The sequence below is a fragment of the Mucilaginibacter xinganensis genome, assembly GCF_002257585.1.
GTDB lineage: Bacteria > Bacteroidota > Bacteroidia > Sphingobacteriales > Sphingobacteriaceae > Mucilaginibacter > Mucilaginibacter xinganensis.
This window is the reverse complement of the sequence record NZ_CP022743.1, coordinates 170,205-193,858: the sequence shown is the minus strand read 5'-3', so window position 1 is coordinate 193,858 and position 23,654 is coordinate 170,205. Positions and strand designations below refer to the sequence as shown.

General features: G+C 45.3%; 20 protein-coding genes. 9 read left to right on the top strand and 11 right to left on the bottom strand.

Annotated elements, in window-relative coordinates:
* Window positions 1-11 precede the first annotated feature (11 nt).
* From MuYL_RS00890 to MuYL_RS00875, 4 genes are all read right to left on the bottom strand, one after another.
* Complete coding sequence (locus MuYL_RS00890; protein WP_094568731.1) at window positions 12-1,010, bottom strand: ABC transporter ATP-binding protein; 999 nt, start codon at window positions 1,008-1,010, stop codon at window positions 12-14.
* Between the two features lie 136 nt (window positions 1,011-1,146).
* Complete coding sequence (locus MuYL_RS00885; protein WP_094568730.1) at window positions 1,147-1,962, bottom strand: outer membrane beta-barrel protein; 816 nt, start codon at window positions 1,960-1,962, stop codon at window positions 1,147-1,149.
* Between the two features lie 91 nt (window positions 1,963-2,053).
* Window positions 2,054-2,818: a hypothetical protein gene (locus MuYL_RS00880; RefSeq protein WP_094568729.1), complete on the bottom strand. Its 765-nt coding sequence runs from the start codon at window positions 2,816-2,818 to the stop codon at window positions 2,054-2,056.
* Window positions 2,802-3,371, bottom strand: a complete 570-nt coding sequence (locus MuYL_RS00875; RefSeq protein WP_094568728.1) for an RNA polymerase sigma factor — start codon at window positions 3,369-3,371, stop codon at window positions 2,802-2,804. Before MuYL_RS00875 ends, MuYL_RS00880 begins: the two co-directional genes overlap by 17 nt.
* A gap of 92 nt (window positions 3,372-3,463) precedes the next feature.
* On the opposite strand from MuYL_RS00875, the gene MuYL_RS00870 reads away from it, so the two are divergent.
* The 3 genes from MuYL_RS00870 to MuYL_RS00860 all read left to right on the top strand — a co-directional run bounded on the left by MuYL_RS00870 (window position 3,464) and on the right by MuYL_RS00860 (window position 8,291).
* A complete protein-coding gene (locus MuYL_RS00870) occupies window positions 3,464-4,738 on the top strand; it encodes a metal-dependent hydrolase family protein (RefSeq protein ID WP_094572804.1) in 1,275 nt (424 codons plus the stop codon).
* 28 nt (window positions 4,739-4,766) lie between these two features.
* Window positions 4,767-6,962: an alpha-galactosidase gene (locus tag MuYL_RS00865; protein ID WP_094568727.1), complete on the top strand. Its 2,196-nt coding sequence runs from the start codon at window positions 4,767-4,769 to the stop codon at window positions 6,960-6,962.
* 96 nt (window positions 6,963-7,058) lie between these two features.
* Window positions 7,059-8,291 carry a DUF2252 domain-containing protein gene (locus MuYL_RS00860; protein ID WP_094568726.1) on the top strand — a complete coding sequence of 411 codons (1,233 nt, stop codon included), beginning with the start codon at window positions 7,059-7,061 and terminating at the stop codon, window positions 8,289-8,291.
* Between the two features lie 30 nt (window positions 8,292-8,321).
* On the opposite strand, the gene MuYL_RS00855 is transcribed toward MuYL_RS00860, so the two are convergent.
* Complete coding sequence (locus MuYL_RS00855; RefSeq protein WP_094568725.1) at window positions 8,322-10,268, bottom strand: PAS domain-containing sensor histidine kinase; 1,947 nt, start codon at window positions 10,266-10,268, stop codon at window positions 8,322-8,324.
* A 411-nt stretch (window positions 10,269-10,679) separates the two neighbouring features.
* Between MuYL_RS00855 and MuYL_RS00850 the strand changes: the two genes are divergently transcribed.
* Both MuYL_RS00850 and MuYL_RS00845 read left to right on the top strand, forming a co-directional pair.
* Window positions 10,680-11,261, top strand: a complete 582-nt coding sequence (locus tag MuYL_RS00850) for a hypothetical protein (RefSeq protein ID WP_094568724.1) — start codon at window positions 10,680-10,682, stop codon at window positions 11,259-11,261.
* 155 nt (window positions 11,262-11,416) lie between these two features.
* Window positions 11,417-11,797: a hypothetical protein gene (locus MuYL_RS00845; RefSeq protein ID WP_094568723.1), complete on the top strand. Its 381-nt coding sequence runs from the start codon at window positions 11,417-11,419 to the stop codon at window positions 11,795-11,797.
* Between the two features lie 9 nt (window positions 11,798-11,806).
* Here the strand turns inward: MuYL_RS00845 and MuYL_RS00840 are convergent, their stop codons facing one another.
* Complete coding sequence (locus tag MuYL_RS00840) at window positions 11,807-12,949, bottom strand: putative sensor domain DACNV-containing protein (protein WP_094568722.1); 1,143 nt, start codon at window positions 12,947-12,949, stop codon at window positions 11,807-11,809.
* A gap of 257 nt (window positions 12,950-13,206) precedes the next feature.
* On the opposite strand from MuYL_RS00840, the gene MuYL_RS00835 reads away from it, so the two are divergent.
* The 4 genes from MuYL_RS00835 (at window position 13,207) to MuYL_RS00820 (ending at window position 19,054) form a co-directional block, all read left to right on the top strand.
* Window positions 13,207-15,588: a glycoside hydrolase family 3 C-terminal domain-containing protein gene (locus MuYL_RS00835; RefSeq protein WP_211710211.1), complete on the top strand. Its 2,382-nt coding sequence runs from the start codon at window positions 13,207-13,209 to the stop codon at window positions 15,586-15,588.
* A 144-nt stretch (window positions 15,589-15,732) separates the two neighbouring features.
* Window positions 15,733-16,599 (top strand): DUF808 domain-containing protein, encoded by an 867-nt coding sequence (locus tag MuYL_RS00830; RefSeq protein ID WP_094568720.1) that lies wholly within the window; start codon window positions 15,733-15,735, stop codon window positions 16,597-16,599.
* A 215-nt stretch (window positions 16,600-16,814) separates the two neighbouring features.
* Window positions 16,815-17,216 (top strand): BlaI/MecI/CopY family transcriptional regulator, encoded by a 402-nt coding sequence (locus MuYL_RS00825; protein ID WP_094568719.1) that lies wholly within the window; start codon window positions 16,815-16,817, stop codon window positions 17,214-17,216.
* A 23-nt stretch (window positions 17,217-17,239) separates the two neighbouring features.
* Window positions 17,240-19,054, top strand: a complete 1,815-nt coding sequence (locus MuYL_RS00820) for a M56 family metallopeptidase (protein WP_094568718.1) — start codon at window positions 17,240-17,242, stop codon at window positions 19,052-19,054.
* A gap of 51 nt (window positions 19,055-19,105) precedes the next feature.
* Here MuYL_RS00820 and MuYL_RS00815 read toward each other — a convergent pair whose 3' ends face one another.
* The 5 genes from MuYL_RS00815 to MuYL_RS00795 form a co-directional block, all read right to left on the bottom strand.
* The gene (locus tag MuYL_RS00815) at window positions 19,106-19,489 is read right to left on the bottom strand and encodes a DMT family transporter (RefSeq protein WP_094568717.1); all 384 of its coding nucleotides are present in this window, start codon (window positions 19,487-19,489) and stop codon (window positions 19,106-19,108) included.
* Between the two features lie 5 nt (window positions 19,490-19,494).
* The gene (locus MuYL_RS00810; protein WP_094568716.1) at window positions 19,495-20,457 is read right to left on the bottom strand and encodes a sterol desaturase family protein; all 963 of its coding nucleotides are present in this window, start codon (window positions 20,455-20,457) and stop codon (window positions 19,495-19,497) included.
* A 90-nt stretch (window positions 20,458-20,547) separates the two neighbouring features.
* On the bottom strand, window positions 20,548-21,351 hold the full coding sequence (locus tag MuYL_RS00805; protein ID WP_094568715.1) for an SDR family oxidoreductase: 804 nt from the start codon (window positions 21,349-21,351) through the stop codon (window positions 20,548-20,550).
* 9 nt (window positions 21,352-21,360) lie between these two features.
* On the bottom strand, window positions 21,361-22,698 hold the full coding sequence (locus MuYL_RS00800; RefSeq protein ID WP_094568714.1) for an aminotransferase class III-fold pyridoxal phosphate-dependent enzyme: 1,338 nt from the start codon (window positions 22,696-22,698) through the stop codon (window positions 21,361-21,363).
* 16 nt (window positions 22,699-22,714) lie between these two features.
* Window positions 22,715-23,653 carry a transketolase family protein gene (locus MuYL_RS00795; protein WP_094568713.1) on the bottom strand — a complete coding sequence of 313 codons (939 nt, stop codon included), beginning with the start codon at window positions 23,651-23,653 and terminating at the stop codon, window positions 22,715-22,717.
* Window position 23,654 lies beyond the last annotated feature (1 nt).

Sequence of the window (23,654 nt, the reverse complement as noted above, 5' to 3'; positions counted from 1 at the left end):
TGCCGGCTTCATTAATACTCCAGCCACTTGTTCAGCTTCAGGTTAATTTTGGTGCCCTCGGTGTATTTGCCAAACTGATCGTTCAGTACGCGGATGGTTACGCCGTTGTTTTCCATTATCAGGTCCTCGTAACAACCTTTAAACAATACCTGCTTTACTTCCCAGTCGTTATGCGTCCAGGTTTTGGCAGTTTCAATCCATTCGGGGTAGATCACCACATGGTCCGACTTTGTTTTTAAGCCGCAGATGCGGGCTTCGGCATTGGTAAGTACGGTGCAATTGGTAAGCAGCTGCGCAGTGTATAAGAACTTTGGATTTTGATAAAGCATTTTAGGGTGCCCCCATTCCAGGATCTCGCCATCTCTCAGCACAATCAGTTCATCGGCCATGGATAACACTTCGGCAGGGTCGTGCGATACGATGATTACCGTAAGCCCGGTTTCTTTGACTATGCGCCTGATGTCGTGCTGCAAGCCTTCGCGAAAAGAAGTATCCACCTGGTTAAAGGGCTCGTCGAGCAGCAGCACCTGCGGGCTGGTAATAAGCGCCCGGGCAATGGCCACCCGCTGCTTTTCGCCGCCGCTAAGTTCCGATACCTTTTTATCAGCCAGGCGGGTCATTTTTAGCTGGGCCAGCATCTGTTCGGTTTTTTGCTGTTTAGCCTTCAGGTCGGTGCTGGGCAGCATAATGGCAACATTGTCCCACACCTTGGCAAACAGGTTGAGGTCATCGGTTTGCTGGGTAACCATTTTCATGGCATCATGCCCCGGGATCAGCTTTTCTTCCGGTCCCCAAATGCGGGCGCCCTTAAAAAGCACCTCACCGTTATCGGGCGAAAGCAAACCGTACAGCAGGCGTAATAAAGTGCTTTTACCGCTACCGCTTTCACCAATTATAGCGGTTATTTGCCCCGGTGTAATTTTTAAGTTGATCTTCTTAACACCCGAACTTTGTACGCCGGGATAAACCTTGCTCACCGAAATTGCCTGTAAAAAGGGTGTATCTGCCATTGGCGTAAAGATACGTTGTAAAGGTTGTAGTTGTTTGCAGGGTTGTAAAAAGTTGTGTTGCTTAAGGATGCCTGTATTTCTTGTAAATGTTGTTAAAGGGGATAACAGGGTTTACAAGAAATACAGGCATCAAACGTTAAAATCCAAAGGTAAAGCCGAACGAGAGGTTCTTTAAGCCTTTTTGTGCGGGGCTGTTTTCAAACATATCGTTAAAGTAATACTTGGCAAATATGCCCATGTCGCCATAGCCAAAGCGTACAAAGCCGCCGTACCGTACTTTTGCAAAATGGTAATCGTCATCAAATTTTTGCTTGCCATTTTCCTTACTGATCTGTTTAACCCGACCGCCTAAAAGTAACCCTGCATCAGGGCCAAATACAATGTGCGCCCTTTTACCTTCGGAGTTTTCGTTGGTGCGGAAATCAAACGACAGCGGGATGCGCAGGTAGCTGGATGAAAAGCGGTTCTTACTGTAGTCTATATTGTCCCTGCGGTAAGTCAACACCGGCTGATTGGGCAGTATGGTAATATCCTCGCGCAGGCGGATCAGCGTCCAGTCGAAACCGCCGGAAAGGTAGATCTTAAAGTTCGGGTTAAACCGTACCCCCATCTGCACCAGGTCGAACCCAACGTTGCTGGTTTTCCATGAGCGGTAGCGTAAAAATTCATTTTGGGGCGATAGGGTAAAGCTGCCGTTATCAACCAAAGTAGCCAGGCCCAGGTCAAACCGTGAAAAGGTAAGGCCAAAAGAGAACTTAGGATAAGCCCTGTTGCTGGGGGTAGTATCTTTTTGGGAACGATGGTCGTTATCGTCGTCATACCCTACAGAAAGTTTAAAGCTTTTTGATTTGGTGGAGTCATTGCCGGTTTTGGTACTGTCGGCCGGTTTGTTCTGTGCAAAAGCACCGTATAAGGTTATGCTTAATATTGCGGTAAAAATTAATCTTTTCATGTTGTGTGTTGTAAATATAGTTGTTACTGTTGAATTGGGTTAATTTTAATAGCCTTACGGAAGTTCCGCCGGGCAATTAACCCGTCAGCTATTATTTTTCTACTTCTGTTTCTCTTTTTGATTTTAGTATGCCCAGGTTAATTGACATTACATTGGTTTCCTCATCATCGGTATCTTTAAACTCAATTATTTTTTCTTTTCGTTTATCAACCGTTGCAATTACCGCGTTTAAAAAGCCGCCAATGCCGTGTGCCTTCCGTTTGGGTTTTTCAGCTACTGCATATTGAGGGCTGCCCGGCCTGTTAGCCAATACAGGTGTTTCATCAACAGCGGGTTTGGTAACCAGCGGGGTGTTGTTATCAGGCACTACAGGGCTAATTACTTCCTGCTTTTGCTGCACTGCCAGCAATACCGGTTGCTGCTGCTGGGCAACAGGGCTTTGCTGAACTGCAGTTGCAGGGTCGGTAGTTTCTGTAACGGGCTGCACAGCCTGCTGCGGGTGCTTAACAGCAGCCATATTGCTTACGCCGTGTGCAGCTGCCGGTTGTACCGTGCCCTGCTGCGGTGCCGGAGCGCTGTCAGTTACCGGAACGGTTGCCGGCTGGCCGGTTTTAGCAATAACCTTAACGGGTGGCTTTGTTGTAACAGCTTGCTTTTGCTGGTTAAACAATATGCCTGCCGCGATTAAAACAATAATGCTGGCGGCTATGCTCAGGTACGGTACCATGGTTTTTTTACTGCGTTTGCCATCAATGCCTTCAACTACGCCATCCCAAACCTGGCTGGTGGGGGCTGCTTCAAAATCGTGCAGCTTTGACCTGAACAGATCATCAAATTCTTTATCCTGCATTTTCATACCTTTTACCTTCCATTTTTATTACCTTTTCCTTTAATACCGACCGCGCCCTCGAGAGCTGCGATTTTGAAGCGCCTTCCGTTATCCCTGTCATTTCGGCTATCTCGCGGTGGCTGTAACCTTCTATAGCATACAAGTTAAATACAATGCGGTAACCGGGTGCCAGCTGCTGTATCAGCGCCATCAGCTCATTGGCTGCCAGTTTTGATGTTGCAAGGGCATCAACCGAGGTGTGTGCAGCCGCATCCTCTATATCAACCATTTGCACCATTTTATGATATTTCCGGTAGTATTCTATCGAGCTGTGCACCATTATCCGGCGGATCCATCCTTCAAATGAGCCATCGCCACGGTAGTCCTCTATTTTCTGAAAAACCTTAATAAAGCCATTCTGCAGCATGTCTTCGGCTTCCATCCGGTCTGTAGCATAACGCAGGCATACCCCCATCATTTTCGAAGCAAATTGTTTATACAGCAACTCCTGTGCCTTCCTTTCGTTGGCTTTGCATTTTTTTATCAGTTCGTCGATAGTATATTTAGGCTCCAAAAGCATCATTTAAAGGTAAGATGGAAACGCCGGCGAAATGGTTGCATGAGATTAAAAATAAATTTAATAACTTGGTATTCTATCTTTTTATAAAACAGATGAAAATATTTAACCTGGCCTTATTTATTGTAGCAACCTTATTTACGCCTGCTGTTGCAAGGCAATCCCCGGCACCAATTTACACACTTTTAAAACCCGACCGCGTTTTTGACGGCGAGCAAATGCATCCCGGCTGGTGGGTACTGGTCAGGGATAACCGCATTGAGGCCGCAGGCGAGCCGAAAAGCATGTCGGTGCCATCATCAGCAAAGATCATTGACCTGAAAGGCGAAACGCTGATGCCGGGGATGATTGAGGGGCATTCGCACTTATTCCTGCACCCGTATAACGAAACCCCCTGGAACACGCAGGTGCTGTTTGAAAGCCGCGCCGAACGTACCGCCCGAGCCGTAGTGCATGCCCGTGAAACGTTGATGGCAGGCTTTACCACCGTGCGTGATCTGGGCACCGAAGGGGCTGGTTATGATGATGTGGGCCTGAAGGCGGCAATTAATAAAGGCGTTATTCCCGGTCCGCGGATGCTGGTTGCTACCCGGGCAATTGTGGCTACCGGGAGCTACGGCCCCAAAAGTGCGGTTACCGAAATGGTTACTGTTAAAGGTGCTGAAGAAGCCGACGGAATAGACGGTATTACCCATGTAGTGCGTTCGCAGATAGGGTATGGGGCTGATGTGGTTAAAATTTATGTGGATTACCGCTGGGGCATTAACGGTGCTGCCGAACCCACCTTTACCGAGGCCGAATTGAAAACGGCGGTAGAAGTGGCCAAAAGCAGCGGTCGTACCGTTGCCGTGCATGCAGGTACTGCTGAGGGAATGCGCCGCGCCATAGCAGCCGGGGTAACCACCATTGAACACGGCGATGGCGGAACGCCTGAGCTGTTTAAGCAGATGAAAGAAAAAGGGATAGCCCTTTGCCCTACGCTTGCTGCTACGGAGGCCATTGCCGGTTACATGGGCTGGAACAAAGTCACCGGTGCCGAGCCGGAAAGTGTTAAGCAAAAGCATATTGCCTTTACCCAGGCGATGCAGGCCGGTGTTACGATGTGCATGGGCGGCGATGTAGGCGTGTTTCCGCATGGTGACAACGCCCGCGAAATGGTGCTGATGGCCGACTATGGCATGAAGCCGATTGACGTGTTGAGATCTGCTACAAGTGTAAATTCGACAGTTTTTAAATTAAAAGAGCTGGGGAATATAAAATCTGGTTATATTGCAGATATTATTGCCGTTGCCGGTAACCCTGCCGAGGATATTAATTCGGTTAAACAGGTGAAACTGGTGATGAAAGACGGCGTAATTTATACCAATTAATAAAACCAAAACCCAACGCTAAAACATCATGAATAAAATAAACTCAAAAGGTTTGTTAACAGGGGCTATTGCGCTGTTCCTGCTGGTCGCTGCTGCCGTTACAAAAGCACAGGACATTATTATCCCCGTTGAAACAAAGGACAATGCGCTGGTATTGCAGGTAACACCCGAAAAGGCACTTAACATGGTGTATTTTGGCGGTAAGCTAACCGACAGGAACGAATACGCGGCAACAGCCAAGGCGTTTAATTTTGGCGGAACCATTGGCACTTATAACGGCGCATACACCACATCGGGCACGGGCAACCTGGTTGAGCCCGCTATTGCCGTAACCCATGCCGACGGCAACAAATCGCTGGAGTTAAGATACATCAGCCACATTGTAAAAAAAATTGATGATAACGTAAGCCTGCTGAGCATTACCCTTAAAGATGCGGTTTATGATTTTGAAGTTACCCTCAACTATCAAACGTATTATAATGAGAATGTAACCGAGCAATGGAGCGTTATTAAGCACCACGAAAAAAATGATGTGGTACTAAATAAGTACGCCTCGGCAAATTTGTGTATCCATGCAAACAGCTACTGGCTTAAGCATTACCACGGCGACTGGGCCCAGGAAATGCGCCCCGAAGATGAGCAGCTTAACCATGGCATGAAGACCCTCGACTCCAAGCTGGGCAGCAGGGCCGATCTGTTTCAGCCGCCTACCTTTATGGTGTCGTTCAACAAAACAGCTACCGAAGATGAAGGCGAGGTGATGTACGGTAACCTGGAATGGAGCGGTAACTTCCGGATTGATTTTGAAGTGGACCCCGCCAATAACCTGCGCCTGGTTGCCGGGATAAACAATTTTGCTGCCGACTATACACTTAAGCCAGGTCTTGAGTTTGAGACACCAAAATTTGTTTATACCCTTACCAGCAAGGGCAAAGGCGAAGCAAGCCGCAACCTGCAAAGCTGGGCACGCAAGTATAAAATTGTTGATGGCAACGGCCCAAGGTTAACCCTGCTGAATAACTGGGAATCAACTTATTTTGATTTTAATGAGGATAAGCTTGCCGGTTTATTAAAGGATACAAAGAAACTGGGTGTTGATTTATTTTTGCTGGATGACGGCTGGTTTGGTAATAAATACCCGCGTAATGGCGACCATGCCGGCCTGGGCGACTGGCAGGCAAATAAAGCCAAACTGCCTAATGATATCGCTTTTTTAACAAAAGAGGCAAAGGCCGATGGCGTAAAATTCGGGATCTGGATTGAACCGGAAATGGTGAACCCTAAAAGCGAGTTGTATGAAAAACATCCTGATTGGGTGGTGAAGCAGCCGCAACGCCCCGAAATTTACATGCGGAACCAACTGGTGCTTGATTTGACCAACCCAAAAGTGCAGGACTTTGTTTTTGGCATAGTGGATAACCTGTTTACCAAAAACCCCGACTTGGCCTACATTAAATGGGACTGTAACTCCGTGATATTTAATGCCTACTCATCATACGAAAAACACCAGGCAAACTTTTATACAGATTATGTAAGGGGATTATACAACGTACTTGACCGCATCAGGGCTAAATACCCCAGCGTGCCTTTAATGCTTTGCTCCGGCGGCGGCGGGCGTGTTGATTATGGTGCGCTGAAATATTTTACCGAGTACTGGCTGAGCGATAATACCGAGCCGGTTGAAAGGGTGTTTATCCAATGGGAATATTCATACTTCTACCCGGCGTTAACCAGCTCAAACCATGTTACCGACTGGGGCAAACAGCCTATAAAATTCAGGGTTGATGTGGCCATGATGGGTAAGCTTGGGTTTGATATTGTAATAGGCAAGTTAAAACCTGCTGAGCTGGAATTTTGCCAGGGTGCTGTAAATACCTACAAGCAATTTAGTGAAGAGATTTGGCATGGCGACCAGTACCGCCTTCAGGACCCGCGCGAAAATGATGTGGCCGCAATAATGTACGTAAACCCGGAGAAAACTACCGCCATTATGTTTAATTACCTGGTAAACCCACGGTACGGTGCAGGCAGCAATGCGCCCATTCGCCTTAAAGGCTTAAACCCCGATAAAATGTACACCATAAACGAGGTGAATGTATTTCCGGGCACACGGTCAACCATCAAAGAAGGATCGTATTCAGGTAAGTTTTTAATGACGATAGGCCTTAATCCTGATGTGCATCAGCGAAGAACAAGTGTACTGGTTTCGGTAAAGGCCAATTGATAGCAGCTATAAACAAAATATACAGAAGAGCGGATGAAATAAAGTTTTTAAAACCATTCGCTCTTCCTTGTGTTCCTGTTATCCAATCACGCTAAAATGTCAACGATTTCTGAACGGCTAAAGTTATTTAACCAGCATTTATTGCCCGATATGGTGCAGCTGAAATATGAGGCGATGACCGATAATGCTTTCAGGTATTACCGCGGCACCTGTCATTTATTTTATGAGGATCTTGCAGCGGTTAAGAAATTCCCGGACTCGCCTTTAACCTGGATCTGCGGCGACATGCACCTTGAAAACTATGGGAGCTATAAGGCCGATAATAAGCTGGTTTACTTTGACCTTAACGACTTTGACGAAAGCATACTTGCGCCTTGTTTATGGGAAGCCGCACGATTGGTTACAAGTATTTTTATAGCTTTTGACACCCTGGATATAGAACCCGAGAAGGCTGATAAGATGGCGAGGCTATTTATAAAAACCTATGCCGCAACACTTGTAAGGGGGAAAGCCACCAGTATTGACCCACGGACAGCAAAAGGGATAGTTTGCGATTTCCTGAGTTCGGCAGCCGGGAGTAAATATACAGACATCTTAAAAAAACGCACTGATAAAAAGAAGAACAAGGTAGTACTATCATTAAGCGATGAGCGCCAATTTAAAATAAAAAAGCCATTAAGACTAGCTCTGATGGGGCATATCCAGCAGTGGATTGAACAAAGCAGCGACAGCCCTTACAACTATAAAGTAAAGGATGCCGTTTTTCGTTTGGCGGGTACCGGCAGTATAGGGCAAAAACGATACTTGTTTTTATTAAAGAGCACCAACACCAGGAACAAATATCTTTTGGTAGATATGAAGCAATCAAGGCCATCATCGTTAGCACCGTACGTTACCGCTACACAGCCGGCCTGGCCATCAGAAGCTGAGCGGATAATAGCGGTACAGCACCGGATGCAAAATGTTTCGGCATCGTTGTTAAGCAGTACCCTGTTTCATGATGAGCCTTATGTGCTGCAGGAACTGCAGCCGGTAAAGGATACCATAAAATTTAAACTTATCCGTGATCAGTATCGGGATATTTACCAGGTGATTGATGATATGGCCGCACTTACTGCTTCGGCACAGCTACGTAGCGGTGGTATGAATGGGTCGGCCACTATTGACGAGTTGATAGCGTTTGGCAGCAACGCAAACTGGCAGCAGGCCCTGCTTGGTTACTGTTTTAAATATGGAATGAAGATAAAGGCAGATTACCGCCAGTACCTGAGCGATTATAATGACGGCGTATTTAACCAGAGCTCTTCTCAGGTTATAACAAACGATTAAAAAGCTTTGAAAGCAGTTTTTGTGAGGCGGCTATAGCGGCAGCGTGAACCAAAAAGTACTGCCATGCCCCAATTCACTTTCAACCCCTATTTGGCCTCCATGTCGTTTAATGATCTCCGAACAAATGTATAAGCCCAGGCCAAGCCCCGAGTTTTGGTATCCGGAAGATTCAGCACGGTAATACCTGTCAAACAGGAAGGGGAGTTTATCAGCAGGAATTCCAGGTCCGTTATCTTTAACAGCTATCTTAGCCATATCCCCCTCCTTTGAAACGGTTAAATGAATTTCCATAGAATCCGGCGCATATTTTACCGCGTTGTTTACCAGGTTAACTATAACCTGGTCAATGCCGTGTTCATCGGCGTACACCTGCAATTGCCTGTCGCCCCGGGTAACCAGGTGGTGCTTATTGGCTGCCCTGATGTGGTTACAACAGGTATTTAATAATTCGTTTATGTTAAAGGTGGTTTTGTTAAGCCGCAGTTCCGTTTTACTCGCCCTGCTTACATTTAAAAGGTCCTCAACCAACGCGCTTATTTTATGCATGCTCCTGCTTGACTGATCAATAAGCTTGGGCAGCAATTCTGACGACGGATCGTTCTTTACGCGCTCAAGCAATTGCAGAGACGCTTTTAAACTGGTGATGGGCGTTTTTAGCTCGTGGCTGGCAATACTTATAAAATCGTCTTTTTGTTGCTGCAGTCGCCTAAACTCTGTAATATCCAGCAGGGTGCCGAGTATTCTTACCGGCTTTTCATTTTTATAATAGACCTTTCCCTGTACCCTTATCCAATGAATAGTGCCATCATTGTGAATTACCCTGGCCTCATAAAAAAGCTTTCCATTTTCATACGCGGCCTGGTGGGCGGCATTACGGCCTGCCTGGTCATCCGGGTGAATAACCGCAGCATACATTTCCCATGGAACCTGTCTGTCAAAGCCGAAAATGATATTAAACCTGTCAGATGTGAGCATTTTTCCGTTAACCATATCCAGGTCAAAAGTGCCGGTTTCAGCGGCTTCAACAGCCAGCCTGATCCGCTCTTCTACATCTTCTATGCTCCGTCTGGCCATAACCTTAGCCGAAACATCAATGGCTAATACCATTATAGCAGTTACTTTGCCATCGTTTAGCATGGGTTCGTACACAAAGTCAACAAACACCGGCTCAGGAGTTCCTTCCTTTACCAATATCAACTCATGTTCTTTTGCCATAAAAGGGACTCCGCTTTTGATAACTTCGTTCATTATAGGTGCGTACAACTGCGCTGCTTCCGGAATGGCTTCCCAAATAGTCTTGTTTTCCAGTTCATTGCGTTTTCGGCCAACCAGCTCAAGATAATTGTCATTAACGTCCTGTATATACAAGTCGTTAGCGCGGATAATACAAAGACCAACCGGCGCCTGTTTAACCATGCTTCGGAAACGAAGGTCGCTTTCGGCAAGGTCGTCATATAGCTTCCTTAGGCTTTGCTGCGATTCGCTTAATTCTTCATTGGATGCATTTAACTCTTCATTCGCAGCCATTAATTCTTCGTTTGACGCGCGAAGCTCTTCGGTTAAGTTTTGAACCCTTTCAGCACCTAAAACCCGTTCTGTTACATCAGTAGCCGTATGCAAAATGCAATAAGTGTTTCCTGTGTCGTTTTTTACCGCCCTGTATTCAAAATCGAAGTAAAAGGTTTGCAATTCCCCGCCCACTTCAAGTTCGGCAGCCGCATCAGTACCGCTTACGGTGATACCTTCGTTCCAAACTTTTTTAAAAAGATCAATAAACGGCTGCCCTTTTAGTTCGGGTAAGGCATCTTCAAGTGATTTGCCAATAACGCTTTTATCTTTTCCCCATATTTCAATCATGCGGTTACTTGCATATTGTATAACGGCATCTTCTGAAACATGGATAGCAACGGCGCTATTTGACGACGCTAAAACGGCTAACAGTTCATCGTTACTTAAAAAATTTACTGGCTGGTTCATTACTATATCTATAGAACAAAAAATTAAAAATATAAAAAACGCGGTAAATACTGCTAACCCGGTAGTTTAATTTAACCGATGATTGAATTTTACAAACCAATTATTTGGCCAAAAGTTCTGTACAGAAATAAAATAAACTGCCCTGTTTTAAAAAACAATTCTTAAACACGGCTGGCTTATCCGGAATAAAAAGGAGGGAGAATCACTTTGTTTTCCACATTGCATTTAAGATTTAATTAGCGCACGGCGGGAGTTAAAAAGAGAATAAGTTACTGATATTTAACCCAATGCAATAGCGGGCGCTATAACGAGTGGTGTCCGTTTAAAACTTATGGTTAATATTTATGACATAAGTTGGCACACCTGTTGTTTAGGGATTATTTTATTTAATAATTACTTAAAATCAGTACCATGAAAAAGTTTACTTTATTATTTCTGCTGGCAATTTTAGCCGGCGGGTTTTCAGCCGAGGCACAAATTCAAAAAGGCAATGTGTTAGTGGGCAGTAATTTTGCCGATATCAATCTTGGCTTGAATTATCCTCATGTATTTACATTTAATGTTACGCCAAAAGCGGCCTGGTTTGTTGAAGATAATTTGGCATTGGGCGGGTATGTTAACCTGGCTATTGAAACTGCCAACGACTCTAGAACAGCAACCAGCTATGGCTTTGGTGGTTTGGGAAGATATTACGCCGGATCTGACATGACGGTATTAAAGCATGGCCGTTTCTTTGGTGAGGCTACCGTAGGTTTTGGCGGCACCAATATTAGCGATGGCGGCGGTAATACCAATGGCCTTGCATTAAGCGTTGGCCCAGGTTTTGCCTACTTTGTTACCCCCAACATAGGTTTGGAAACATTGCTGAAATTTAACGGCCTTGCTGGCTTTGGAAATCAATCGTTCCGCAGCAATCTTGATCTTTCCTTCGGCCTTCAGGTTTACCTGCCCGGTCAAAGAACGGCAAACAAAATTAAAAGCGATATGAAATAATTGCTTCCTATTTATTAGAACCCGCTTCCAAAAAAGGCGGGTTTCTTTTTGACCGGAAGTTTACCACCCGAATAAAATAAATTTATTGCCATTAAATGAGCAGGTTATCATAAATTGGGTTACATTTAATTTAAATATCACTCAACTTAAAGCTTATGGAACCAGTAAACAATTTCGGATCGCAGGACAATGGAAAAACCGCGGGGATAGTGAGTTATTTTACAATTATAGGCTGGCTGATAGCCTATTTTGCCCTCCACCAAAATAACAAAACAAGTTTAGGCAGTTATCAGCTCAGGCAAACGTTGCTTTTTCACTTGTCCTATATGGTTATCAGGTACGGGCTTAGTTTTGTTTTAGGGATTATCTGGCTGTCAGGTTCAGGCGGTATTTTTTCACTGTATTATTTACTGAAGATAGTTGACCTGGGTTTCTTTATCCTTTGGATCATCGGATTTATCGGCGCGGTTCAGGGCGAGAAAAAAGAGATCCCGGTTTTAGGGGAAAGGGCGCAGGCCATGTTCGCGTCAATATAAGCCTCGTTTTTAAAGCAAAAGCGAATCAACAAAATGCGCGTGTACTATGTTTTCGCAAGGCGACCATGAGAATATAGTGAACCTTCCATCCTGCGAGGACACCAGCGCTATGGCGTCGCGCTGATCAAAAACAAACTGCGCTGCTGACAGGTGCCTTGTGCCGCCCATTTGTGAGGGATGAATGGTTGCGGCCATGCTGCCTACAACGGGTTCAGTAACCAGTGTTTCTTCAACAGGCCGGCCGTTTGATGACATGCCGATTTTTGCGCCGAAGGCAAGCAGTTCAAGCTGGTCATTAATAATAGTGGCACCATCAACTGCGGTTAAACCGGCCACACTATCTACTGATCGGTTTACTTCATCCTGCCAAAGGTTCATGGTATGTTCATTTACCACTTGGCTCATCAATGTTTTAAGTTCATCAAATGCAGGGGTTATAGGGTACGTTATAGGGTGCACTATGGAATCTCGCCAGGCATCGCCGCCATCAGGCACTACCAGCAGCGTTCCGCCGTGTCCGTGCAGCCGCATAGAAGCAGCCAGTTGCACCAGCACATTTACAGAGTCGTTCCACCCGGTTGGCGAATTATAATCCAGCAGGGACGTAAGCATGGCAGGGCAATCGGGCAGGCTTTTGCTGTGCTCATCAATAATTTTAACTTCATCGCCTTTAAGCACCGCTACGTTAATGAATTTGCCAAAGCCCTTTATCCGGCGGTGCTTTATAACCAGCAGCCCTGGTTCAATGGTTTCTAAAACAAAGCTACAGTCGGGGATAGACCGGGTGGTTCCCCAAACGTATAATTCGCCATCCTGGTCCCATATTCCCAAATGAATGCCGGAACGTTCAACGGCAGGCGCCAGTTTGGTTAACACATGCGGCGTTAATAAGATCTTTTCCTCAAAAACAAGGGGTTGCCCGGCCAGTATAGGCGGCAGGTAAGTAAGCGAAACCTTTGGCGATCGCCCTTCCTCGCGGCGCAGGCTTGCCCAAAAGGCTACATCAATTATAGCTTCAATCACGCGTGCAGAAGGCTCGGGCGCCAGGTCTTCTCCTCCCTGTGCAAGGGCAGTTGCCAAAAGCTTTATAAAATGCTCTTCAATAGCCGGGGCCGCGGCTATTGCCGCCTTGTAGGTTGATGTGTAAGCCATGTATGCTAAACGCGTATTTTGAAAAGCTAAAATACCGCAATTATATTTTATGGTAAAACAAATGCCGTAAGTATTACACAAGGATTGCAGGAGCGTTCACTGAACAATGCCTTTACATAGTATAAAATTACCTCTCTGTCTGTATTTTTAATATATCGGTCTGTTAATGTTGTTAATATCAATAATAATATTTACCATTGTGTATTAGTGACACAATGTAATTGTGCGCTGCATAACCAGTGTTAAACCAATTAAATATGATGAAGATAAATTACAAAGCAGTTCCGCTGCTTGCATTGTTCAGCCTGTTTCAATTAACGGCGGGGGCACAGCAAAGCGCAAAAAAAGCCCTTCCGCAATTAGGTAAAAGCACCCTTAAACAAGTAATAAATGCCATGACCCTGCAAGAAAAATCAAAACTGGTAGTGGGTATGGGCTTTAAAATGCCGGGTATGCCGCCGCCTGTTAAAGGTGAAAAACCAAAGGCTATTGACATCGGCGGGTTTAAATTGCCCCCTTCAGATCCTGATGCTTATAATATCCCTGAAAAAGTTCCGGGTGCGGCAGGCAGAACGCATGCAATTGCCCGACTTGGCATCCCGTCTATCACTGTTTCTGACGGCCCCGCGGGGTTAAGGATTGAACCTAAGCGCCCGAATGACTCCAGTACTTACTATGCTACGGCATTTCCTGTTGCAACCTTATTGGCATCAACGTGGGATACGGCGATGGTTAAAAAAGTTGGCGTGGCTTTTGGCAACGAAGTGCGCGAGTATGGTGTTGATATATTACTTGCACCAGCATTAAACATTCACCGCAATCCGCTGGGTGGCCGTAATTTTGAATATTATTCTGAAGATCCGCTGGTAGCAGGCAGCATGACAGCCGCTATAGTAAGAGGCATCCAGAGCAATGGCGTAGGCACATCAATTAAACATTATGCAGCCAATAACCAGGAAACCCAGCGCAACAGTATCAACGCCATTGTGAGCGAACGGGCTATGCGCGAGATCTATTTGCGTGGCTTTGAGCTGGCCGTTAAAGCTTCGCAGCCATGGACGGTTATGTCATCATACAATAAACTGAACGGTACTTATACCTCTGAGCGCCGCGACCTCTTGACCACTATTCTGAAGAACGAATGGGGCTTTAAAGGCTTTGTGATGACAGATTGGTTTGGCGGTAAAGATGCCGTAGCCCAGATGAATGCCGGAAATGATTTACTGATGCCGGGTAATCCTGATCAGTCAGACGCAATTGTTGCTGCTGTAAAAAGCGGCAAGCTGAGCATGGCACAACTGGATGCCAATGTGGAGCGGATGTTAAAGATCATTTTAAAATCACCAACATTTAAAGGCTATAAATATTCTGATAAGCCCGACCTGGCGGCGCATGCAAAAGTGGCCCGTATGGCAGCTGCAGAAGGCATGGTATTGCTGAAAAATGATGACAATGTATTACCGCTTGCAATAAACAAGAGGGTTGCTGTATTTGGTAATACCTCGTACAAATTAATAGCGGGCGGGTCAGGAAGCGGCGACGTAAACAAAGCCTATACTGTGCCTCTGGTACAGGGATTAAGCAATGCCGGTTTTAAGGTACAGGAAGAGCTGGCAAAAACGTATACCGATTATATTGCCGACGCCAAAGCAAAACAACCAAAGCCACGCAACTTTTTTATGTTGCCGCCTCCAATTCCTGAAATGGATGTGAATGGGTTGCTTGCAAAGGAAGCAGATGGTGCTGATGAAGCCATTATCACTATTGGCAGGAATGCCGGCGAAGGAGCCGACCGCAAGGTGGAAGATGATTATTACCTGACTGCGGGCGAAAAGGCGATGATAGCCGCCATAAGCAAAGCTTTTCACGATAAAGGCAAAAAGGTTGTGGTTGTGTTAAACATTGGCGGTGTTATTGAAGTGGCCAGCTGGCGCGATAGTGTTGACGGCATTTTACTGGCCTGGCAGCCCGGCCTTGAAGGTGGTAACGCCATTGCCGATCTGTTGAGCGGTAAAGTTAATCCGTCAGGCAGGCTGGCAACAACTTTTGCTATGGATTATAAAGATGAACCAACGGCTAAAAACTTTCCGGGTACACCGGAGAAAAAGCCGGAGCAGGTTACTTATGATGAAGGCATCTACGTTGGCTATCGCTATTTCGACTCCTATAAAATTAAACCTGCCTATGAATTTGGTTACGGCTTATCCTACACCAAATTTAAACTGAGCGACGTTGCTGTTAGTTCGGCTGATTTTAAAGGAAAAATATCAGTAAAGGTAACGGTAACCAACACCGGCGATGTTGCCGGTAAAGAGGTGGTACAGCTTTACCTGAGCGCTCCGCATAAAAACATTGATAAGCCCGAGCAGGAGTTAAAGGCATTTGCCAAGACGGCATTATTGGCTCCGGGACAGTCACAGTTTATGGTGTTTACTTTAAATGCAGGAGACCTGGCTTCATTTTATACCGCTAAATCGGCGTGGATAGCCGATGCCGGAGAGTATAAGGTTAAGATAGGCACATCATCAGCAAATATTGAAAAGACTGTTTCATTTAAACTTGCTAATGCCCTGGTTACCGAAAAAACAAATACTGCCCTAACCCCCCAGGTTGCTATTAACGAATGGAGGAACAAATAATAAACTAAACTATATAACTGAACGACCCTGCAGCATTTATGCTGCGGGGTTTTTCTTTATTAGGCTCAAAAGTTACCAGATTGCATAAATTATAGCACAAAACCAGGTTTAATTTATATTTTACAGCCTGCAATAAAAATAAACATGGCATCAGGTTTTTTTGCGATTTTAGACGATATCAGCGCTTTGATGGACGATGTCGCGGTGACAACAAAAGTTGCGGCGGGTAAGACTACAGGTATCTTGGGCGACGATTTAGCGGTGAACGCAGAAAAAGCTACCGGTTTTTTATCATCGCGTGAATTGCCTGTCTTGTGGGCCATTACAAAAGGCTCATTACTTAATAAGCTCATTATTGTTCCTGTCGCTTTATTATTAAGCGTATTTTTCCCTTTGGCCGTTAAAATCGCCCTGGTACTAGGAGGCTTCTATCTGGCTTATGAGGGAGTTGAAAAAATAATTGAATACCTTTTTCATCGTTCAAAAGCTGTACACCCGGTAATTAACGAAAGCGAACAAAACGACACGGGTGCCGAAAAAACAAAAATCAGATCGGCTATAACAACCGACTTCATTCTGTCAATAGAGATCGTAATTATTGCGCTGGGGTCCGTAACAGGGAAGAGTCTGCTGATACAGGGAATAACCGTTTCGGTTGTTGCTGTCCTGGCAACAATAGGCGTTTATGGCATCGTTGCATTGATTGTAAGGATGGACGATGCCGGCTACCATTTGATTAAGCGCTCAAACAACAAAGGCTTCTTTTCAGCAGTGGGTGTTTTACTGGTTAAATCATTGCCGGTTATTATTAAGCTATTAAGCGTTGTTGGAACAATCGCTTTGATCCTGGTTTCGGGTGGTATTTTCGCTCATAACATCGAATATTTACATCATTTATTGCCGGGCTTGCCATCAACGGTCAGGGAGCTCATGATAGGGCTGGTTGCCGGTTTAATTACGGTAGCTTTGCTAAAGGGCACCCTAAAAATACTGGCTTTTTTTAAAAAATGATCCGCATCTGCCGCACAATGTGAATCAACCATAAAAGTGTTTGACTTTTGTATCTTAAGGAGTACAAGATGACCCACGGTCTGGAACTCTTTAGTTAAACGTCTAAAAACAATCGATAAACACAGGTTAACGATCCCATTCTCCAAAGCCAAAATTTTTTTAAAAAATATTAAGATGCCTATTGTTTCGTACGAAAATATTCCTAGGTTTGTATAATGAATTCCGAAAAAGATAAAAACGGGCGCAAATTCGATCCTACAAAATCGGAGCTGGAGATATTGCAGGTGCTTTGGGAACACGGCCCCTCAACAGTAAGATTTGTGAACGACCGGCTTAATGAGCAAAAAGATGTTAACTACACTTCCACCCTCAAGCTGATGCAGATTATGGCGGAGAAAGAAATATTGAAACGTGATGAAAGCCAGATGAAACACATTTATCACGTAGCAGAGGAAGAACAAAAGACAAAAAGCCACCTGCTGAACAAATTTGTAGATACCATGTACAGGGGATCTGCCGGCAGCCTGGTAATGCAGTTACTGGGAAATAACCAGGCCTCGAAAGAGGATATAAAAGCAATAAAAGAATTGCTGAATAAATTAGATAAAGATCAATAACCCGGGGTTTTAATTTAACCACTATGGAAACTATAACAAGCAGTTTATTAAGCGATCACCTGGTAAAAGCGCTGGGCAACACGCTAATTCAATCGTTGTGGCAGGGGCTTGTACTTGCCGTAGCCGGTGGCCTCATCATTGTTTTTACCAAAAAGCTCACTTCGGCATTGCGCTACAACCTGCTTATTGCAGCGCTTTTTTTGTTTACCGGTGCCATGCTATTTACTTTTCTACAACAGTTGCAGCCCCTGCAAAGGGGTAATGCGGTTTATAATGGTGGTAATACTATGTTTAATATGCCCGGTAATTTACAAGTAACTGCAGCTGTTAGCATTATAGATAAGCAAAATGTAGCCAACCTGCTTACTGGGTACTTAAATGCCAATTGCAGTACCATTGTTTTAATATGGTTTTTAATTATTTGTGCCAAAAGTGTTAAACTGGCGGTAGGCATCCGCGAGGTGTATTGCCTTAAGCACAGCAAAATTAATGCGGTAAGCAGCTACTGGGAAAACAGGCTGCAGCAGCTGTCGGCTTCTCTTAAAATACGGCAGGTAATCCGGATGCTAGAATCAGGGCTGGCAAAAACGCCAATGGTAATAGGGCATTTAAAGCCGCTTATCCTTATCCCCGTAGGCTTTATCAATGCTTTGAGCACAGATGAAGTGGAGGCAATATTGGTGCATGAACTTGCACACATCCGGCGCAGGGATTACCTGGTAAACCTGTTGCAGAGCCTTTTGGAGATCATATTCTTTTTTAACCCCGCAGTTATGTGGATCTCGCAGCTTATTAAAGCCGAGCGCGAAAACTGCTGCGATGATATAGCGCTGAAACAAGCCGGCAGTAAATCCGGCTATATACAGGCGCTTTTAAGCTGCCAGGAGTACCAACTGGCGGCACCCGGTTTAAGCATGGCTTTGGCGCGCGACAAAAGCAAGTTGCTGAACAGGGTTAAAAGGATGGTAAATAATCACAATCAATCATTAAACATCATGGAAAAAACAGTGCTTACCATAGGCATGGTAACAGCCGGGCTGCTCACGGTAGCCTTTTCGGCAAAAAATAAGATCGAAGTAAATCCGGTTAAAAGAACAACCGTTGTTAACAGCCGGATTAATTATCAAAACACAGCAATATCTCAAATTGATACAACCGTATCTCTCAAGGGCAGGCTCTATAACCCGGCTGATTATGAGGACGGTACTACCCTAAGAACGGTAGACAGCAGGAACGGAAAAACGCAGGCGGTTTACCTTTTCAAAAGAAAAGGCATCCTGTACCAGATTTTTACGGAACAAGGAAAACCGACGTCTCTGTATGTTAACAGGCAGGCAGCATCCTTAGTTGAAAATAAAGATAAAATAAACGGGCTGTTAAAGGAATTCAGGGCAGTTGCTGCTGTAGCCCCCGCCCCCCCTGCACCACCGGCTGCCCATGAACGTGCTGCCGCTGTTACAGCTATGACGCCGCCGGCACCACCTGCCCCACCCGCACATGAAATGGCTGAACGGAGCGAAAACGACATGCCTGTACCCCCCGCCCCACCAGCAAGCCCGGCAAGGCCAGCTCCTGTTGGCGCGCTTAATGCCCTTCCTCCGACGCCCCCTGTTGCTCCTCTGCCGCCGATAAAGCCAGCCTCATTCACGAAAATCACAGATGAGCTTATTAAAGCCGGCGTAATTAAGGATAAGGACAATTTTGATATCAACATCAGCAACGAGACGCTTGAGGTTGATGGTGTAACGCAACCGGAGGCGCTTCACCAGCAGGTATTGAAAAAGTTTGTTAAAAAGCCGGGCGATAAAGTGAACTGGCATTACAGTAATCATAATTAGTAGCCCCGGCATGAAAAGATTTGCGAAGTATGGCGTACTTCGCAAATCTTTTTATTCAGGCTGCACGGCAAAGATCTTTAAACCAATAATTCCGGCCATTATCAGCATCATGAAAAAGACCTCTGCCCATGAGGTGCGCTGATTGAAGAAAGCCAGTTCTGCGATTTTTATAAAGATCAAAGTAATGGCGGTCCATACCGCAAAGGCAGTGGCCGTCTGGATCTGTTTTATAGCCATGGAAAACAGGTAGATATTGGCTATGCCGAATATAATATAACCCATAAAAGGAAGTAATACCGGCAAGCCACCATCCCACCGGTAAAAATTAATAAAGCGCAATGTCTTAAGGTCGCTGAATTTCATGAACTTTAAACAAAATGTCCAGGCGGTTTCGCAGGTTGCTGCTAATAGTAAATAGATCCAGGGCAATAGCATTTGATTTATTTGTTATATGATACCAGGTTTTTACCTGTATTGGTATTTGTTAATTCAGCAGGCTGGTTATTTTTCGTTCGTGTGTTCAACACGCCCCCACTTTTATTTAATTTAAAAAGCCTTTTTAGGCGTTGGACAACGTTCAGCCTCAGCTCATAATAATGCCTGAACCATTTATATTTCAACAGCCGTTGTTCATCAAAGCGCTTTACCGAAAAAGCGTGCTGAAAAAAATAGTCTTTTGGATAATCATAGTATAAGCCCCAATTCTCAGGCGCGTTACCTGGCTTAAAACCGGGATCGTACAAGGTGCCGAAAAGGTGGTCCCAAAGAGCAAATTTGGTTGAAAAGTTAGCGTGAAATACCTCGCGATAATTGGCATGGTGCCATAGATGGAGTTCGGGCGAGTTAAAAATGTATTTTATTTTTCCCAATTTTATGTTGACGTTGGCGTGTATAAACATGCCGAACATGGCATCCAGCATGGCCTTGATAGGAATCACGGCCGGATCAGCACCAAGAATAATAATAGGGGCAAATTCTATAGTTTGGTTTATGATGATTTCAAAAGCGTGTGAACGTGACCCTGCTAAAAAATCAACCTCTTTACCTGAATGATGGGCCTCATGCGTGCGCCAGAGTATTTTGCTGGCATGCTGCAAACGATGAAAAAGATAAATATACAGATCGTGCGTTACCAGGAAAAACAGCACCTGCTCAGTTACTGACCATTCTTTAAAGAATTGAAATCCATGCCAGGAGATATGATGCTGAATGGGATAAATGATGTAATCAAATATCACAATTTTTAGTACGTAGCTCTGGATAATGGTATACCAAACCAGGTCCACCCAAAAACCATCCCTAAAAAACGGTAAGCCTTTTCGGTAGGGCGAAATCCGTTCCCACGCTATGATGAATATTATCCAGCAGATGAGTATGGTTGTTGTGGTTTGTAATAGTGTCATGTTATGAATGCCTTAACCAGGGTAGCAGGTTTAATACACGATGCTGATTCGTGGAGGGTTTTCGTTTAACATATTCATTTCGCTTTGAGTTTAAATAGCTGTCCAGCCGCCGTCAACAATAAGGTTTGCGCCCGTCATATAGGCTGATGCATCACTGGCTAAAAAAACCAGCGCACCCTGGTAGTCGGCAGGGCCTGCCATGCGCCCCAATAAAGTTTTGGCAGAATAATTTTGGATAAAAAATTCGTTCTGGCCATTCTCAACCCCACCCGGTGAAAGGGTGTTTACCCTTATGCCTTTATTGCCCCAATAGGCCGCTAAAAACCGGGTAAAATTTACTACGGCGCCTTTGGTAACCGGGTAAACCGGCGACTTATAGAAAGTTTGTTCGCCGCACTCATTGCGATAAATAGATTGATCAGGCCCCACCAGGCCATAGGTTGAGGCGATGTTGATGATGCTGCCGCTTTCCTGCCCGGCCATTACCGTTCCAAAAACCTGCGAGGCCAGGAAAACGCCGGTAATGTTTACATCAAGCGATTTCTTAAAGGCATCAAGCGGGTAATTTTCAAAAGCCGAAAGCTCTTTTGCCATCCCCGGGTTTTCGAACATATCATTTATAGCGGCATTGTTTACCAATATGTCTATTGATCCGTACCTTGTTACTATTTTATCGCGCGCTATTTTTAATGATCTTTCGCTGGTTACGTCAATTCTTAAGCCACCATGTTTTTCGCCAAGGATTTCGGCAAAACTTTCTGCGCCGCTCTCATCCAGGTCGGCAACTACCACATTTGCGCCGGCACGGGCCAGCGCTTCACAATGTTTTTTTCCCAACAGGCCCAGGGCTCCCGTAACAATTGCCGTTTTATTTTCAAGTGAAAATAGCTTCATAGGTTTTAACTATACTATCTTAGGCTTAATATTGTAATTATCTATTTTTCTAAAAACAGCTTCCAGCACCCCGCCTTTTAAATATTGTTTAACGTTGCCGCTACGTATCGCTGCTTTCATAATTGGCATCACATCCCGGTAAGCCGAAAGGATATAGACTATATCTTCATCGCTATGGCTGTAACACATGTTGTGAAACCCGGCCCACAAAACACCGCGTTTTATCATTTCCTGCTGCATTAGTGTTTTAACCTCCAAGCCGTTGCCTGCTTCGGGCGTAAAGGTTACCATTGAACGGCAGTTGTAGCCAATACAACGGGTGTAAATGTCCATGCCAGTTTCAATAGCTATGCGATTATAGCCATCCTTTATCAAAGCACCTTTTTCATCAAGGTATCGGGGTACATCCTTATCGCGAAGCTCATTGATGGTTGCAATACAGGCGGCCATTGATAGTGCCTCGCCGCCAAACGTGGTGTAACTGAATACGTCCGAATTAAACAGTTCCATCACATCGGCCCGGCCGGTTAGCAAAGCAATAGGCATGCCGTTGGCACAGGCCTTTGAGTAAACAGCAAGATCGGCCTTAACACCAAAATATTCTTGCGCACCGCCTATGGCTATCCTGAACCCGGTCCACATCTCATCAAAAATCAGCAGCGTGCCGTTGGCTTTGCATACTTCGGCAAGCTCATTTAAAAAGCCGGGTTTGGGCGCTTCAAAAATAAATGGCTCCAGTATCAGCGCAGCAACGCTTTCATCAAGTGCAGCTTTTATAGCATCAATATCATTATACTGAAAGGTATAGGTCATGTTCTGGATGGCTTCCGGGATGCCGGCGTTCCTGCTGGTAATGCCGATATACCAGTCGTGCCAGCCGTGGTAACCACAGCAAAACACTTTGTCGCGGCCTGTAAATGCACGGGCAACCCTGATGGCTGCCGAGCAAACGTCGGCTCCTGTTTTGGATATTTTTACCGCTTCGGCGTTGGGAATAACCTGTTGAATCAATTCGGAAAGTTCAACCTCCAATGGGTGCATTAACGAGAAGGTGATCCCGTCAGCTAATTGTTTTTTTATGGCTTCATCAACAGCAGGATAGGCATATCCTAAAGATACGGGGCCTATTGCAGCGTTAAAATCAATATATTCATTCCCGTCAACGTCCCAAACGTGCGAGCCTTGCCCCCTTTGTAAGTATTTAGGGGCAATGCCGTTGGTAAACTGGCCCGGGCCCTTTGCCAGAGTTTGTGTAACCGGTTTCTGCACTTTGAGCGCGCGCTCATACCAATCGTTTGATTTGGATATTTCGGGATAATCGGGGTTGAATTTTATAGTGTTCGGCATGGTGTGTCGTTCTTTTTTATTCAGCAAATTGCTGCATTGTTGTTTCTGGCTGCCGGTGAAATGTTTTGTATCCCAGTATCCTTTCGGCTATCTGTTTACCGGTAAACCCTTCATGTTCCAGGACGTTGGGAAGTAAGGCAGGCTTAAACCATCTTTCGTTTAGAGCAAAGGGCAAAATATTGGCGGTAAGACTGTGTTTCAGTAACACCTCTGCTACTATGCTGTATAGGCCACCGGTTAAAAAATGATCTTCCAGTGTAACTGTTAAACGGCTGTTGCGGGTAACATCAAGTATCGTCCGTTCATCTATCGGTTTCAGGCTGCGCAAATTCACCAGGCCAACGGACAGTCCTTCTTTTTTTAGGATGTCAACAGCTAAAAGCGCCTGCTCAAACAGCAACCCGTAGGTTAACAAGGTAATGTCATGCCCCGTTGAAATTATTTCGGCCTTACCCAATTCAAAAGGAGTATGGATATAATTAGTTTTGCGGGTATTGATGCGGACATACGCTGGATTGGGGTGACTCCAGATCTGTGGCAGCATTTTCACCAGGTCATCTTCGTCTGCAGGGGCAAAAACTGTCATGTTAGGGATTCCCCGCATCAGTGCAATGTCCTCAAGTGCCTGGTGGGTTGGTCCGTTCCCGTCCGATAAAAAGCCCGGGATAAAGCTGCTCAGCTTAACCGGCAGGTTGGGGATGCCTGCGTCTGTACGGATAAACTCAAATGCCCGCATAGATAAAAATGAGGCCAGCGCATGCACCACCGGGATCCGGCCGCGCAGGGCAAGCCCCGCGGCTGCGCCTATCATTGTTTGCTCGGTAATGCCGGTATCAATAAACCGGCTTCCCAATTTAGACGGAATATTTCTTACCAGCGCGCGGTTCTCGGCTGTCATTACTATAAAGCGATCGTCTGATAAAGCTATCTCTGTTAATAATTCTTCGTAGGTCATT

Excerpts from the sequence above, each read along its gene's own strand:
- MuYL_RS00865 (WP_094568727.1), top strand. The coding sequence starts at position 4,767 with ATGAATAAAATAAACTCAAAAGGTTTGTTAACAGGGGCTATTGCGCTG.
- MuYL_RS00800 (WP_094568714.1), bottom strand. The coding sequence starts at position 22,698 with ATGCCGAACACTATAAAATTCAACCCCGATTATCCCGAAATATCCAAA.
- MuYL_RS00875 (WP_094568728.1), bottom strand. The coding sequence starts at position 3,371 with ATGCTTTTGGAGCCTAAATATACTATCGACGAACTGATAAAAAAATGC.
- MuYL_RS00805 (WP_094568715.1), bottom strand. The coding sequence starts at position 21,351 with ATGAAGCTATTTTCACTTGAAAATAAAACGGCAATTGTTACGGGAGCC.
- MuYL_RS00850 (WP_094568724.1), top strand. The coding sequence starts at position 10,680 with ATGAAAAAGTTTACTTTATTATTTCTGCTGGCAATTTTAGCCGGCGGG.
- MuYL_RS00810 (WP_094568716.1), bottom strand. The coding sequence starts at position 20,457 with ATGACACTATTACAAACCACAACAACCATACTCATCTGCTGGATAATA.
- MuYL_RS00845 (WP_094568723.1), top strand. The coding sequence starts at position 11,417 with ATGGAACCAGTAAACAATTTCGGATCGCAGGACAATGGAAAAACCGCG.
- MuYL_RS00840 (WP_094568722.1), bottom strand. The coding sequence starts at position 12,949 with ATGGCTTACACATCAACCTACAAGGCGGCAATAGCCGCGGCCCCGGCT.
- MuYL_RS00885 (WP_094568730.1), bottom strand. The coding sequence starts at position 1,962 with ATGAAAAGATTAATTTTTACCGCAATATTAAGCATAACCTTATACGGT.
- MuYL_RS00815 (WP_094568717.1), bottom strand. The coding sequence starts at position 19,489 with ATGCTATTGCCCTGGATCTATTTACTATTAGCAGCAACCTGCGAAACC.
- MuYL_RS00835 (WP_211710211.1), top strand. The coding sequence starts at position 13,207 with ATGATGAAGATAAATTACAAAGCAGTTCCGCTGCTTGCATTGTTCAGC.
- MuYL_RS00890 (WP_094568731.1), bottom strand. The coding sequence starts at position 1,010 with ATGGCAGATACACCCTTTTTACAGGCAATTTCGGTGAGCAAGGTTTAT.
- MuYL_RS00880 (WP_094568729.1), bottom strand. The coding sequence starts at position 2,818 with ATGAAAATGCAGGATAAAGAATTTGATGATCTGTTCAGGTCAAAGCTG.
- MuYL_RS00870 (WP_094572804.1), top strand. The coding sequence starts at position 3,464 with ATGAAAATATTTAACCTGGCCTTATTTATTGTAGCAACCTTATTTACG.
- MuYL_RS00855 (WP_094568725.1), bottom strand. The coding sequence starts at position 10,268 with ATGAACCAGCCAGTAAATTTTTTAAGTAACGATGAACTGTTAGCCGTT.
- MuYL_RS00820 (WP_094568718.1), top strand. The coding sequence starts at position 17,240 with ATGGAAACTATAACAAGCAGTTTATTAAGCGATCACCTGGTAAAAGCG.
- MuYL_RS00860 (WP_094568726.1), top strand. The coding sequence starts at position 7,059 with ATGTCAACGATTTCTGAACGGCTAAAGTTATTTAACCAGCATTTATTG.
- MuYL_RS00795 (WP_094568713.1), bottom strand. The coding sequence starts at position 23,653 with ATGACCTACGAAGAATTATTAACAGAGATAGCTTTATCAGACGATCGC.
- MuYL_RS00825 (WP_094568719.1), top strand. The coding sequence starts at position 16,815 with ATGAATTCCGAAAAAGATAAAAACGGGCGCAAATTCGATCCTACAAAA.
- MuYL_RS00830 (WP_094568720.1), top strand. The coding sequence starts at position 15,733 with ATGGCATCAGGTTTTTTTGCGATTTTAGACGATATCAGCGCTTTGATG.